Raw genomic sequence first — 14,444 nt, 5'->3', positions numbered from 1 at the left:
GGCCGCATTCTGCGCCTCAAGCGCTCCGCCGGGATGGCAGGAGCCACCTGCCGAGCTTACCCGCCTGGCGACCGCCCCCCGGATCGCGCGACCGGTCGAGCCCCCGCCCCCGCTCCGCGTGGCCCCCCGCGCACCGTCGATCTACCCTACCCCGGTGCGTTCCCACGTTCTGGCCGGCTGCCTCGCGGTCCTGATCCCCGCGGCCGCGACGCTCGCGATCCCGCACGCCGAGGCCGCGGACTTCGATCCGTCCGGCCGCGGCAAGCGGCCCAAGCCGAAGCCCCCGAAGGCCGGCGGCAGCAAGCCGGGCGCCGCCGCCAGGCCGCAGCCCGGACCGCGGCCGCAGCCCGGACCGCGGCCGCAGCCCGCCGAGCAGCCGCAGACGAAGCCCGACGCGGCCGAGGCCGGCGATGGGAAGCGGAGCGGCCCGTCGAACGACGCGCTGATCGCCCGCTACACGGCGATCGTCATGAGCCAGCCGAGCGCGCCGTTCCCGCTCCAGCGCCTCGCCCAGCTCTACCGCGAGCGCGACGGGAACCTGAAGAAGCTCGTCGAGGAGTTCGAGCGCCGCGCGGCGCAGCCCGGCGCCGACGCCTGGGCCTCCAAGGTCGTGCTCGCCGGCATCTACAAGCAGGACGGGCGCTACGACGACGCCATCAAGACGTACGAGGCCGCCATCGCCGACCGGCCGCAGGATCCGGCGGCGATGATGGCGCTCGCCCAGCTCGAGGCCGACCGCGGCGACAAGGCCCGCGCGCGGGCGCACTACGAGAAGGCGCTGCCGCTGCTCAAGGTGCCCGCGGACGTCGAGCAGACCCGGCGCACGCTGCTCGCGCTCTGCCTCGACCTCTCGGATTTCCAGGGGGCCAAGGCGCAGCACGACGCGCTCGTGAAGAACGCGCAGGGCTCGCTCTTCGTGAAGGCGGAGCTCGGGCGCGAGCTCGCCGCGCGCGGGCACCACGCGCGCGCCGAGGCCGAGTTCCGCGAGCTCGTGAAGGCCGCGGCCGGCGACAACCGCGCGCTCGCGCCGGCGCTCCGCGACCTCGGGCAGTCGCTCGCCCGGCAGAAGAAGATGGACGAGGCGATGGCCGTGCTGAAGCGGGCGTTCGCCATCGCCGGCAGCGCCGCGGGCGTGCGGGCCGAGATCCTGCTCATCATGACCGACGCGTTCCGCGCCGAGGGGAAGCTCGCGGAGCTCATCGCGATCCTCGAGGCCGAGCGGGGGCAGGACTTCCAGCGGCTCGCCACCCTGGGCGCGCTGTACGAGGAGACCGGCGACGTCGAGAAGGCGATCGGCATCTACAGGAGGGCGCTCGCGCTCGACGGCAAGCACATCGACACGCGGCTCCGGCTCGTGCACCTGCTCCAGACCGCCGGCGACCTCGACACGGCGATCCGCGAGTACGAGCTGCTGATCAAGGCGGCCCCGAGCAACGCGGACTTCGTGTTCGAGCTGTGCGAGACGCTCATCCAGCGGGGCGACCGGCCCAAGGCGCTCGCCCTGCTCACCCAGCTCGAGGGGCGCGTCGCGAACGAGCCCGAGACGCTCGCGGCCGTCGCCGACTTCTACGAGCGGGTCGAGGAGAAGGACCGGGCCCTGCGGGTGCTCCAGCGGCTCGCGGCCGCCGGGGGCGGCGATCCGAGCCACCTCGTCGACCTCGGCGACAGGTACTTCCAGGCGGGGGACAAGAAGAAGGCGCTCGAGACGTGGGCGCGCATCAAGCAGGTGGTGCCGAACCGGGCGCGCGCCGCGGCCACCCTCGGCGAGGTGTACCTCGACCACGACATGGTGGCGGAGGCGCTCGCCTCGCTCCGGGAGGCCGCGCAGCTCGAGCCCGCGAACAGCCGATACAAGAAGGCGCTGGCGATCGCGCTGGAGCGCACGGCGAGCTCGCTCGGCAACGCGGGGCCGCGCTACGTCGAGGCGCGCGAGCTCTGGGAGCAGCTCCTCGCGGGCGCGGGCAACGACAAGCTGCTCGCGCGCGAGGCGCGGGCGCACATCGTCGGCCTGTGGTCGCTCACCCGCGAGCTGCCGAGCCGCGTCGCGCCGCTCGCCGCGCGGTTCAACGCGACCCCGCCCGATCTGGACGCGGGGCGGCTGCTCGCCGAGGTGCAGCGCAAGCTGCACCGGCTGCCCGACGCCGAGGCCACGCTCCGGAAGCTCGTCCAGGCCGCGCCCGGCGACGAGGACTCGCTGCTCGCGCTGGAGCGCGTGCTCGTGCTCCAGCAGAACCTCCTCGGCGCCATCGACGTGCTCGGCAAGCTCGTCGAGGTGAACCCGAAGCGCGCCCGCGAGTTCTACCAGCGCATGGCGCAGTACGCCGCGGAGCTCTACCGCGACGACGACGCGATCCGGTACGCCGCGCGGGCCGTCGAGCTGTCGCCCGAGGACGCGAGCGGCCACCAGAAGCTCGGCGACATGTACCGGCGGCGGCAGGACTTCCCGCGCGCCATCGCGGAGTACCGGCAGGCGCTCGCGAAGAACGACCGGCTGTTCCCGGTGTACTTCGACCTGGCCGAGCTGCTGCTCACGGCGGGGCAGTCCGACGAGGCCGACCGGCTCTTCCGGCGGGTGGTGCGGGCGTCGAACGACGAGGAGCTCGTCGCGCGCGCGGCGCGGATGTCGATGCAGGTGAACCTCGGCCGGGGCTCGCTCGAGGTGCTCGAGCGCGAGCTCTTGCCGGTCGCGGTCGGCAACCCGCAGAAGCCGCTCTACCGGCGGCTGCTCGTGGAGCTGTACGGGGCGATGACCTTGCCGCTGATGCAGAAGGCCCGCGCCGAGGGCCGCGGGGCGAGCGCGGGCGCGCGGGCGGAGCTCGCGAAGATCGGCGCGCGCGCCGTGAAGCCGCTGCTCGACGCGCTCGCCGACGAGAAGGAGTCGCAGCAGAAGATCGCGATCGAGGTGCTGGCCTACGTCGAGAACAAGAGCGCCGGGCCGGCGCTCTACAACTTCGCGATCGGGCAGGCGGACAAGGGCCTGCGCGCCCGCGCGATGATCGCGTGCGGCGCGCTGCGCGACCCGGCGATGCTGGAGCGCTACGAGCAGATGCTCGCGCCGAGGGACGCGGCGGCGAGCGTGCTGCCGAACGACGCGGTCGCCGTCGCGGCGACCTGGGGCGTGGCGCGGCTCGCGGCGGGCGGCGGCCGGCCCGCGGCGAGGGCGGAGGCGCTGCTCGCGCGGCTGCTGTCGTCGCCGGCGCCGGAGGTGCGGGCGCTCGCCGCGGTCGGCCTCGGGCTGACGCACGACCGCAAGCACGCCGCGGCGCTGTCCGCTGTCGCGAGGGCGCCCGAGGCCGGCTCGGTCCCCCGCGCGGCGGCGGTGAGAGCGCTGGGCGAGCTCGGGGGCGGCGGCGAGGGGCCCGCGCTGTTCATGTCGCTCGCCGACTCGAGCGAGCCGGAGCTCCGCCGCGCGGCGCTGATCACGCTCGCGCGCCTGGGCAGCGGCAGCGGCGCCGGGCCGAAGGGCGGCGGCGGTGCGGGCGAAGCCGAGGCGTTCGCCGCGGGAGGGGCCGCGCAGGCGATCGCGGCCGGCGCGTTCTCGTCGGACGAGGGGCTGCGCGCGGCCGCGGTGTCGGCGGCGGTCGCGCTCACGCGGCGGGTGTACCCGCGCACGCGCGAGCCGCTGCCCGTGCCGGACGGGGCGCTGACGGTGAAGGACGTGCTCGCGGGGCTCGATCCGGACCCGTTCGGCCCCGAGGACCGCGCGGCGGCGCTCGTGGCGCTCGGCCCGGCGCTCCAGAGGGCCGCGGTCGCCGCGGTGGCGACGTCGCCCGAGCGGGCGCTGGTCGTCGCCGACGCGATCCTGTCGCGCGGCGCGCGCCACGTTCCCGACCTCGCGCGCGGCGCGGGCGCGACCGGGGCGGGAGGCGAGCGCGCCGGAGGCGGCGTGGCGCTCGGGCTCGCGCCGTTCACGGACGGGCGGGCAGAGCTCGCCCCGGAGCTGAAGAAGCAGGTGGAGGCCGCCGTGGAGGGGATCGCTGCCGCGGTCGTGGGCGGGTTCGTGGCGCTCGTGCGGCACCCGGCGATCGAGGTGCGCACGCGCGCTGTCGAGCTGCTCGCGACCCGGCCCGAGCCGGAAGCGCAGGCCGCGGTGGTCGACGCGCTCGGCGATCCGGAGGAGAGCGTGCGGCGGGCGGCGCTGTCGGCGCTCGGCGCGGTGAGGCACGGGCCGACGATCGCGGCGGTCTCGGGGCTCCTGCGGAGCTCGTCGAGCTGGCCGCTCCGCGTGCGCGCGGCCGAGGCGCTGGGCCGGCTCGGCGCGCCGGGCGCGGGCGGGGCCAGCGCGGGCGCGGGCAGGCCGAGCCAGGTCGCCGAGACGCTCGGCGCGGCCGCGCGCTCGGACGCGTACGCCCTGGTCCGCGAGGCGGCGGCGCGCGCCCTGGCCTCGGCGGACCGCGCGGCGGCGGCGCCGGTGCTCAAGCAGCTCGCGGCGCGCGACCCCGAGCCGCGCGTGCGCCAGGCCGCGGTCGAGCTGATGCGGAGCGCCGCGCCTTGAGCAGCGGCGCCCTGCCCGGGCCGCGGCGCGTCGCGCTGCGGCGCGCGCCCCGCTTCCTCGTCCTCGCCGGCGCGATCGCCGCGGGCGGGGCGGCCGGCTGCGACGACGTGAGCCGGTTCTCGACGGCCGAGGGCGAGTCCTACTGCGGCGCGGTCACGCTGGGCGGCGCGTTCCGCGCCGGCCTGAGCCCCCGGGTGCAGATGCGGCTGTCGCTCGACGCGGACGCGCTCGACGGCCCGGAGCCGCCGGGCGCGCTGTGGACCTACGAGGCGCCCGACGCCGCGGTGCCCGAGCGGCGCCTCCTCGACGGCGCGCCGCTCCGGCCGATCGGCGCGCTCGCGCACGATCCGCTGTCGCGGCTGGAGTTCGGGGAGGGCCGGGAGCGCAACGCGATCTACGCGGTCAGCGCGTCGGATCCGGAGGCGGAGTCGCTGCTGGCGATCCTGTCGCTGCGCACGGACGAGTCGGTCGAGGTCCGGCTGCTCCGGCCGGGCCAGGCGCCGCTCCCTTCGGGCGAGGCGCCCGCGGCGGGGCAGCGGCAGGTGTTCGGCAACTTCAGGCTGACGCGGCGGACGGGGACATGCGGGTTCTAGGGATCGAGACATCGTGCGATGAGACGGCGGCGGCGGTGGTGACCGAGGGCGGCGACGTCCTCTCGGACGTCGTGCGCAGCCAGGTGGCGCTGCACGCGCCGTACGGGGGTGTCGTGCCCGAGGTCGCGGCGCGCGATCATGCGCGCGCGGTGGTCCCGGTCGTGCGCGAGGCGCTGGCGCGCGCGGGCGTGGCGGCGGCGGACCTCGACGGCGTGGCGGTGACGTCGCGGCCGGGGCTCGCGGGGGCGCTGCTCGTCGGCCTGCAGGCCGCGAAGGGGCTGGCGTGGGCGGCGGGCAAGCCGCTGGTCGGCGTGGATCACCTCGTCGGGCACCTGCTCGCGGTGTTCCTGCGGCGGGACGGCGCGCCCGCGCCGCCGGCGCCGCCAGCGTCCGATGAGCGGCCGGCGTTCCCGTACGTGGCGCTGCTCGCCTCGGGCGGGCACACGGCGATCTACCGGGTGGACGGGCCTTCGCTCGGCGCGATCCGGGAGCTCGGCGCGACGCGCGACGACGCGGCGGGCGAGGCGTTCGACAAGGTGGCGAAGCTGCTCGGCCTCGGGTATCCGGGCGGCCCGGTGGTCGACCGGCTCGCGGCCGAGGGGGACGCGGCGGCCGCGGCGGAGGCGGTGCCCGCGGTGATGGCGCGCAAGGAGTCGCTGGAGTTCAGCTTCTCGGGCATCAAGAGCGCGGTGGCGCGCCACGTGGCGAAGCGGGGGCGGCCGGAGGGGCAGGCGCTGAACGACCTGTGCGCGGCGTTCCAGGGGGCGGTGGTCGACGCGCTCGTGCAGAAGACGGTGCGGGCGGCGCGGTCCGAGGGGGTGGAGCGGGTGGTGCTGGCGGGGGGCGTCGCCGCGAACCGGGGGCTCCGGGCGAAGATGGCGGCGGCGTGCGCGCGGCGGGGGCTCGCGCTGTTCGTCCCGCCGTTCGCGAGCTGCACGGACAACGGGGCGATGATCGCGTATGCGGGCGCGCTGCGGCTCGCGGCCGGGGAGCGGGACACGCTGGATCTCGCGCCGGAGACGAGGACGGCGCTGCCGCGGGTGACCCGCAAGGGCGGCGGCCCGCGGTGAGCGGGAGAGGCCGGTAGCGGGGCTTGGCGGAGAGGCGGCGTGGGCCGGAGAGGCGGCGTGGGCTGCGGGGCTGCGATCCTCGCGGGTTCTGCGCGGGTTCTGGGGGATGGGAGCTCTGCGAGGCTGCGGTGTGTGGGGCCATGCGGGGCGGTGCAGGGATGGCTCGTGGCGGGGATTACCTCGGACTTGTACGCTGCGGCGAGCCGTGGTCTGATGAGATCTCAGGATACAGGTCGGCCCGCGCTGGCCGTTCTTCCGGCCGCACGGGACAGGCCAGCTTGGGAGAGCCGCCCGGCGGGGCGCGAGGATTGTAAGCCATGCAGGTTGTTCTACCGATCGTGCTCGGGTTGATTGCGGTGGCGTGCGGCGCAGGCGCCGTGTTCCTGCTGATGCAGGCCACGCAGCTCAGGCGGCAGCTCCAGGACGCGAACCAGCACATCGAGGCGCTCCGGCAGGCCAAGAGCCAGCTCGATCAGATGCGGGCGCAGTTCGGGCAGGTCCAGCAGGCGCTCGACATCGCGAGGAGCGAGGACCGGCAGAAGGTCGACTGGCTCGACGCCCAGCAGAAGGAGATCGACTGGTACAAGGCCGAGCTCGAGAGCCGGCCGAAGATCACGCAGAAGCGGTACAAGATCCTGACGCTCGGCATCAAGTGGACCGGCAAGACGTCGCTCACGCTCAAGTGGGCGAATCCGCTCGTGGATCTCGGCACGCTGCAGGGGACGAAGATCGAGCGTTACGAGCGGACGGTGAGCCATGTGCTCACGAAAGAGGTGCTGACGGAGCACGTGTTCGAGATCGGCGACTGGGGCGGCGAGCACATCGTGGACGCCCAGCAGGAGCTCATCATGGAGGAGATCCATGGGCTCTTGATGGTCGTGGATCTGGCGGGCAAGGACGGGCAGAAGCTCGAGCCGGCGCGGATCCAGGAGCAGCTCCGGGAGTTCCAGGCGCAGTCGCTGCAGTTCTTCTTCAGCCCGAAGACGCTGGCGTCGTGCAAGGCGGTCGTGCTGTTCATCAACAAGTCCGATGTTCTGTCGGGGACGCCGGCCGAGGTGGAGAAGGAGGCGCGCGGGTATTACAAGCCGCTCATCGACAGCCTGGAGCGGTACAAGAACAACATCGATATTCGCGTGCTGGTCGGGTCGGCGAGCTACGGGCACAGCACGCATCACCTGTTCTCGCACTTCGTGGAGCGGATCCTCCCGAAGAACGCGTATGACCCGCAGCTCTTGCAGCGGATGAAGCAGGACATGGGCCCGAACCCGGCGCTGGCGCGGACCGCGCAGCTCCCTTCCCCGCAGCTCCCGCAGCCGCTCCCGCAGCAGGTCAGGCCCAATGTACGGTAGCGAGGGCGCCTCGGGGTATGTGATCCCGCGGTACCGCGCTCCCGGGGACGCGCCGTGGTATCACGTGCTGCACGGGAACATCCCGGGGCATCAGATCGACTTCATGTACTGCCCGGAGGTGCCGCAAGGGCCCCTCACGACGACGCACTTCAGCCACCTGGCGCGGCTGATGAAGTACATCGAGCCTGCGACGGGGGCGACGCACGCGTTCGCGATCGGGAACCTGTCGCGCGACGACACGCAGCACGAGCCCGGGCATGGGGCGGTGGGTCTCATCTTCGGGTTCCGGATCGGCGGGACGCTCGACCACGCCGGGCGGGGTAATCCGCCGTTCGCGCACGGGCTCGTCGCGGTGGATCGGGACCTCGGGTATGCGACGCTGCTGGAGGCTTCGGCGACGTTCTACCGGCACGTGATGAACGCCACGGAGGTCAACTCGTCGGCCGGCATGTTCTACCGCGAGTACGTGGCCGCTGTGCGGGACGCGCCGGAGCGGGTGGCGCACGTGCTGGAGCGGTACGTCGAGGAGTACGGGGACCTGCCGTACCTGCGGCGGAGCGGCGCGACGTGGGACTGGAAGGTCGACGACGGGGCGGCGCCGAAGCGGGTGGTGATCGTGCACAAGCACGATGAGCCGTTCGGAGCGATCGCGCATGCCGCGGCGAGGATCGCGTCGGTGCTGTACCGATCGAACATCAAGTGGACGTCGATCACGAGCGGGCGCGAGGCGGACATTCCGGGTGGGGTGTCGGTGCGGTTCGTGAGGGAGCGCGACGTCACGATGGAGGACCACCGGCACGGGGTGATGCTCCGGATCGAGGATGTCGCGGAGGACGAGGGGGAGATCGCGCGGGGGATGTTCGGGGCGCGGCCGCAGGGCGAGCTGGAGGAGAAGCCGCAGTTCGGCGGGTGGCGCGAGCGGTTCGCGGCGCAGCAGGGCGGGACGGCCCCGCTGGGGGCGCCGGCGCGGTACGGCGGGGCTGCGAGCGCTGGCCCGACGATACCGGCACCGGCGGGGGCGCTGCAGGAGCTGGATCGGCGGGCTGCGGGGGGTGCGCCGCCGTCGCAGCGGGCCGTGGGGCTCCGGTGGAATGACGCGCCCGGCAGGGCGGGCGGCGGGTTGGCGGAGGCGGGCGCCGGCGCCGCGGCGGGGCTTGGGGTGACGGGGGCGGCGGGCGGGCCGGCGTCGGTGTCGGCGGCGCAGCAGGTCGGGCCGAAGGGGACGCTGGTCATCGACACGGAGAAGCTCCTGGGGGGCGCGGCGCTGTCGGCGGGGGTGGAGGCAGGGAGCACGGGGCCCGTGCGGATGGGCCAGGCGGGCCTGGGGAACGCCGTTCCTGGGCAGCCGGCGGGCGGCGCAGCGGGGCTGGCGGCGAGCGGGGCGTGGGGGGCGTGGGGGGCGCCGGCGGCGGGGGCGCCGCTGCCGGCCGGCGGCGCGGGGGAGGAGCGCGACGAGATCCCGGTCATCGTGGAGAAGCCGGCGGCGTCGCGGAAGTGGATGTGGGCCGTCGCGGGGCTCGGCTTCGCGGCGGTGGCGGGCGTGGTGGCGGTGCTGGTGACGCAGAGGGTCCCCGGGGTGGGGTCTGCCGTGCCCGACGCGACGGGAGCGGGCGTGACGCCGCCGTCCTCGGGGAGCACAGCACCGCCGGAGCCGAGCGGCGAGGCCAGCGCGGCGGCGACCGGCGCGGCGGCGACCGGCGCGCCCTCCGCGACGGCGCTGCCGTCGCCGTGGGCGCTGCCGGCAGAGACAGCGAAGCCGCAGGCGGGGCAAGAGCAGCCGCAGCAGGACGAGCCGCAGCCGAAGACGCAGTCATCGGGGCGGACCAGGAATACCAAGGCGGGTGGGGCCGCGACGGGGCGCTTTGAACCAAAACCCCGAGGGGGTAAGGTGCCCGCGTCGAGCACCGCCGAGCCGCCTCTCCCCGAAGGGAAGCCAGACTTCTGATGACTCTGACGATGAAGAAGCGTCCGCTGCTGTGGGGCTTGGGCGTGGCCGTGGCGTTGACGGCGCCGGCGGCCGGCGCACAGCAGGCGGCCACGCCGGCCGTCTCTGAGGAGACTGACGCGCTGACGGACAAGGCGCGGCAGCTCTATGAAGAGGGGAGACAGGCGGCGGCGGCAGGGAAATGGGCCGATGCGCACGCGTCGTTCCTCGCGGCGTGGGCGATCAAGCCGCATTACCAGATCGCGTCGAACCTGGGGGTGACCTGCCTGAAGCTGGGCCGGAACCGCGAGGCGGCAGAGTACCTGACGCGGTATCTTCGCGAGGCGCCTGCCACCAAGGTGAAAGAGCGGCAGAGCGCGGAAGCCTCGTTGAAGGAGGCGCTCGCGAAGGTCGCGTCCGTCACGGTGCAGGCGGCGCCGGCAGGGGCCATGGTGACGGTCGACGGGACGGCCGTGGGGAAGGCGCCGCTCGCGGATCCTCTGTTCCTCGACCCGGGGAGGCACGAGGTCGGCGCGAGGCTCGACGGGCACGTGTCTGTCACACGACCTATTGTCGCCGCAGCGGGCGGGACCGAGAAGGTGGTGCTCCAGCTCGAGCGCACGCCGGCACCTCAGGTGGTGATGGGTCCCGGCCCAGTGGGGACGACGGCGCCAATCCAGCGGCAGGACAACGTGCGGACGGTGGTGCTCGTCGGGGGTGGCGTCGTGGCCGGCATCGGCGTGGGTGCAGGCGTGCTCTTCACGGTGCTCGCCAACGGGCGGGCCAGCGACGCCAGGCGACTGAGGGCCGAGTTGGTCGCCGAAGATGAACGAGGGGAGAAGTGCCCCACGGTGAATCAGACGAAGTGCGCAGATCTGAGCAACGCGGTGGACGCCAGGATAGACCACAGCAACTCGGCGTTCTGGAGCTTTGTGGCGGGCGGAGCGGTCGGAATTGGCACGCTCATCTATGGCCTCGTGACGATGGAATCTACCGGGCCGAGCCGGAGCGTACAGGTGACGCCCCTCTGGGGGCCGCACACGGCCGGGGTGTCTGCCAGCGGATCTTTTTGACCTCACCAGAGTCGACAGGGAGAAGACTGCACCATGCGCCGCCGTGCCCACCTCGCTTCCATTGTCTTTCTAACAGCGATGGCCATGGGCGCCAGTCACGCTGGATGCATCGACTTTCCGTTCCCGCAGGGCGACTCGAACGAGAAGTACTCTGGGGCTCCTGTCGAGAATCCAACGCCTGAGGGGTGTGACCCCAGCGACCCCGCGACCTGGACCGCAGCAGAGACCTGCGGCGTGTTCGTATCGGACGGGCAGGGTGACGACGACAACGACGGCACGTCTCAGATGCCGGTGAAATCTCTTGCGAGAGCGCTCATCCTCGCAGAGGCCAGGTCGAAGCCCGTGTACGCATGCCGCGAGGAGTTTGATGGGGCGGTCGAGGTCCCAGCCGGAACAACGCTGTACGGTGGCCTCACCTGCGACAAAGGCGAGGATGGCCTCGTCTGGCAATGGGTGGACGACAAGACACGAACGACCATCACGGCGCCAGCGGGGACGATCCCGCTGAAGATCACAGGAGGGAATAGCCAGAAAGTCGTTCACCTGGAGAATGTCGATGTCATAGCAAGGTCGATCCCGCAAGATGACTCGGCGGAGCCAGGGATGTCATCGATCGCCGCAGTGGCAGAATCCGTGAGCCGGGTAGAGCTGAGGCACTGCACGCTTGAAGCCGGGGATGCGGCACCTGGCTTCGATGGGGAGGCCTACGAGAAGCTTGCCAGCGCGGGTGCAAACGGTAACCCAGGGAAGAATGCGTGCGAAGGGAGCACCGTTGTCGGCGGCGACGCGGCGATCAATGATTGTGGCACCCCCGAGGACACCGATGACTCCATCGGCGGCGCCGGGGGGGCGGGTCGGCATGCCAGTGGTGATCCTGGAGTATCAGGGTATCCCGAAGTAGCGATGAACGGCGGTCTCGGGCAAGTAGGCGCGGCCTCCTGTGCGCCCGGTATCGCGGGAGAAAACGGCAGCGACGGCCAGCCGGGCAGCGGTGCCAAAGACGACGGCAGCATCTCATCCGAGGGCTACATCGGTGTATCCGGCGGTCCCGGTGCTCCCGGAACCACGGCGCAAGGTGGCGGGGGCGGGGGCGGCGCGCGCGGCGTTCCGACGACGCCAACCAGTCCGCCGCGTTCGTGCGCAGATGGCACGCCGCCGCTCGGTGGAGCCAGCGGCGGTTCTGGCGGCGCGGGCGGCTGTGGCGGGGCCGGCGGCAGAGGAGGCGGCCCGGGCGGCGCCAGCATTGCTCTCATCAGCATCCGCTCCGGGCTGTCCTTCGATGACGTCACGATCAAGACGGGCAACGGGGGCAAGGGCGGCGACGGCGGCCCTGGACAGGACGGCGGAATGGGGGGAATGGGTGGCCCGCGCGGGGAAGCCCCTCGTGACAGCACGAGCAACCTGCTGCACGGATGCGACGGGGGTCCGGGCGGCACGGGCGGCAAGGGCGGCCCTGGTGGCGGAGGACGCGGCGGTCACTCCATCGGGATCGCATTTCAGGGCGCGGCGCCCGTTCTGCAGGGGGTGACGTTCGAGCTGGGCGCGGCCGGCCTCGGCGGTTCCATCGAGGAAGCTCACGCCGGCGCGAACGGGGAGAAGGCTGACAGACTCCCGTTGTAGAGCAGGGTTATCCTGCGCCAGCGATCCGCTCGAAGATTGGGACAAGTCTGCGCTGCGAGAATGATGCCGTGCCATGCCATCGCGATGCGATAACGACACCCGGTGCTCCGGTCGTCATGCATGAGCCCTTCCTACAATCGAGGTTGAGATGAGGCATGGTTCGGTAGGATTCTACCTGCTCCTCGCCGGCATGCTTTGCGCATCCTCTGCGGCGGCGCAAACGGCGCAGACCTCGTCGCAGCAGGACAAGGCAGTCGCCGTCGCGCTCGCCGAGCGGGGCTGGGAACATTACGAGGCTCACCGCTACACAGAGGCGCTCCGCGCCTTTCGTGAGGCCGAGGCGAAAACCCATGCGCCCGCGTTCCTGCTCATGATGGCCCGCTGCCACGTCAAGCTGGGACGCTTGCTCGACGCCCGAGCCGCATATCAACTCGTCGTGAATGAGAAGATTGCCACCGGCGTGCCCCCCGAGTTCATAGAAGCCAAGACGGATGCCAAGAAGGAGCTCGCTGCCTTGGAGCCGCGCATACCGACCGTGGAGGTCGTGTTAACTGGGGCCGCGCTTCAGGCATTAGACATAACGCTTGACGAGGAACTAGTCTCGCTTTCAGGTCCCGTGCAACGTGATCCAGGCCGACACACCTTGGTTGTTCGTGTGCCCAGGCGTACCCCGCTAACAAGAGTAATTTTCTTAGTGGAAGGGGCACGAGAACGAGTTGAGATCAACGAAGCGGAGGTAGATGCGCTGCCACTAGTAGCGGCACCGCATGCCGATGCTGGACAGAATTTTCATCTCGACGACAAGAAGAACGGTCGGTCCGGTGGGGGACCTCATGGTGCAGCTATATCGCACGAGGCCGCGTTGCCTAGGACTGCGGTACTTATCGGCGGTGGCGCAGCTGCTGGGCTCGGGATTGCGACAGGAGTCGTCCTCACCCTTATAGCCAATGAACGAGCGAGCGACGCCGAGAAATTGAGGCATGAACTCATCGCGCAAGGCGATGGTTTTGCGATATGCCCCAATATAGATCCATCAAAATGCGCAGAGCTAAAGAGCACTGTGCTCACCAAAGTCGAACTCACAAATTCGGCATTTTGGAGCTTCGTAGCGGCGGGCGCGATCGGCGCAAGCACACTGATCTATGGAATTGCAACATCCGGAACTCCGACAACAATCTCCGGCGTAAAGGTGGCACCGCTTTGGCAAGAGAACGCAACCGGGCTCTCGCTGAGTGGAACATTTTGATCTTGCGAGCACGCAATCCTGGGGAGTCACGATGCGTCATCGTCGCCATCTAGCTTCTGTGTTCTTTATAGCCACGGTATCAGTGGTCACAAACGGGGCCGGATGCATACCCGACCGCTATGAGCTAGGCGACACCTGTGAGAGCGATAGTTGCACCTGGCATTGCGAGCCAAGCGAAAACGGCGAATCTCCAGACGACAGATGTGGCATCTTCGTAAATCCCAATGCCGCCCTTGGCGGAACAGGAACAAAAGCGCAACCTTTCCAGCGCTTCGCCGAGGCGGCCACAGCAAGCCCGAAGCGAGTCTATGCATGCGCGAAGCTATACACCGAGGACGCTGGCGTAGTCTTCAGGGATGGAGTTAAGATCTACGCTGGCTTCACGGACTGCGAGAACACCTGGAGCTGGTCATCACGGACGAACGCGGAACTCAAGGGACCACCCGACACAATTCCTCTGACACTAAACGGCGGCGAGAGCCGGATCGAGAATCTCCATATCACCGCAGAGAACGCCAGCGCTACAGACGACAATTCCCCAGGGAAGTCGTCGATCGCGCTATTGGTGAATGGGGGGAATGTCACCATCGTCAATGGAACTGTCATCGCGGGTGATGCGACAAGCGGAGCGCAGGCGGGGACCATGGCGAAGGATCCGATGCTCGACGGCATCGATGGCAAGGCAGGCCTGGCGGCATGCAGCCCAGGAGTTACGCACGAGGGTCCAGCAGGTCCAGCCATACGGTGCGCTGGCGGGCAATCCGAAGGAGGGAAAGGGGGCGATGGCGGGCAGGCGACGGGCACTGTCGAAAATCCCATACTCTCCGCTGCCAGCAACGGCTCGTCTGGGAAGCCGGCCACATCACAGCCGGCCCAAGGAACAGGCGGCACCGGCGAAAAAGCTGGCCAGGCGTGCACCGGTGGGGCCGCGGGAGCGCCAGGTGCTCCCGGTGAACCAGCCGTTCCTTCCGAAGGCCTGGGCACCATCGACGCGAATGGCTACACCGGAGCGCCCGCAGAGCGAGGTGGCGCTGGCAAGCCCGGTCAAGGCGGGGGCGGCGGAGGTGGCGCCAG

8 protein-coding genes are annotated in these 14,444 nt (G+C 71.4%); all 8 read left to right on the top strand.

Annotated elements, in window-relative coordinates:
• Positions 1-154: 154 nt before the first annotated feature.
• A complete protein-coding gene (locus tag WME76_RS04440; protein ID WP_437958965.1) occupies positions 155-4,495 on the top strand; it encodes a tetratricopeptide repeat protein in 4,341 nt (1,446 codons plus the stop codon).
• Positions 4,492-5,088 (top strand): hypothetical protein, encoded by a 597-nt coding sequence (locus WME76_RS04435; protein WP_437958964.1) that lies wholly within the window; start codon positions 4,492-4,494, stop codon positions 5,086-5,088. The genes WME76_RS04440 and WME76_RS04435 overlap by 4 nt, the downstream gene beginning before the upstream one ends.
• Positions 5,076-6,158: a tRNA (adenosine(37)-N6)-threonylcarbamoyltransferase complex transferase subunit TsaD gene (gene tsaD / locus WME76_RS04430; protein ID WP_437958963.1), complete on the top strand. Its 1,083-nt coding sequence runs from the start codon at positions 5,076-5,078 to the stop codon at positions 6,156-6,158. The genes WME76_RS04435 and tsaD overlap by 13 nt, the downstream gene beginning before the upstream one ends.
• Positions 6,159-6,475: 317 nt before the next feature.
• The gene (locus tag WME76_RS04425) at positions 6,476-7,507 is read left to right on the top strand and encodes a hypothetical protein (protein WP_437958962.1); all 1,032 of its coding nucleotides are present in this window, start codon (positions 6,476-6,478) and stop codon (positions 7,505-7,507) included.
• On the top strand, positions 7,497-9,452 hold the full coding sequence (locus WME76_RS04420) for a hypothetical protein (protein ID WP_437958961.1): 1,956 nt from the start codon (positions 7,497-7,499) through the stop codon (positions 9,450-9,452). The genes WME76_RS04425 and WME76_RS04420 overlap by 11 nt, the downstream gene beginning before the upstream one ends.
• An 11-nt stretch (positions 9,453-9,463) precedes the next feature.
• Positions 9,464-10,504, top strand: a complete 1,041-nt coding sequence (locus WME76_RS04415) for a PEGA domain-containing protein (RefSeq protein ID WP_437958960.1) — start codon at positions 9,464-9,466, stop codon at positions 10,502-10,504.
• A gap of 33 nt (positions 10,505-10,537) precedes the next feature.
• Positions 10,538-12,124, top strand: a complete 1,587-nt coding sequence (locus WME76_RS04410) for a PGRS family protein (RefSeq protein WP_437958959.1) — start codon at positions 10,538-10,540, stop codon at positions 12,122-12,124.
• A gap of 148 nt (positions 12,125-12,272) precedes the next feature.
• Entirely contained in the window at positions 12,273-13,370 is a 1,098-nt protein-coding gene (locus WME76_RS04405; protein WP_437958958.1) for a tetratricopeptide repeat protein, read from the top strand.
• Positions 13,371-14,444: the final 1,074 nt, after the last annotated feature.

This window comes from Sorangium sp. So ce119, from assembly GCF_051524405.1.
Lineage (GTDB): Bacteria > Myxococcota_A > Polyangia > Polyangiales > Polyangiaceae > Sorangium > Sorangium cellulosum_G.
Note: the sequence above shows the minus strand (reverse complement) of the source record. Positions and strands in the feature narration are given on the sequence as shown.

Excerpts from the sequence above, each read along its gene's own strand:
- WME76_RS04420 (WP_437958961.1), top strand. The coding sequence starts at position 7,497 with ATGTACGGTAGCGAGGGCGCCTCGGGGTATGTGATCCCGCGGTACCGC.
- WME76_RS04410 (WP_437958959.1), top strand. The coding sequence starts at position 10,538 with ATGCGCCGCCGTGCCCACCTCGCTTCCATTGTCTTTCTAACAGCGATG.
- tsaD (WP_437958963.1), top strand. The coding sequence starts at position 5,076 with ATGCGGGTTCTAGGGATCGAGACATCGTGCGATGAGACGGCGGCGGCG.
- WME76_RS04415 (WP_437958960.1), top strand. The coding sequence starts at position 9,464 with ATGAAGAAGCGTCCGCTGCTGTGGGGCTTGGGCGTGGCCGTGGCGTTG.
- WME76_RS04405 (WP_437958958.1), top strand. The coding sequence starts at position 12,273 with ATGAGGCATGGTTCGGTAGGATTCTACCTGCTCCTCGCCGGCATGCTT.
- WME76_RS04425 (WP_437958962.1), top strand. The coding sequence starts at position 6,476 with ATGCAGGTTGTTCTACCGATCGTGCTCGGGTTGATTGCGGTGGCGTGC.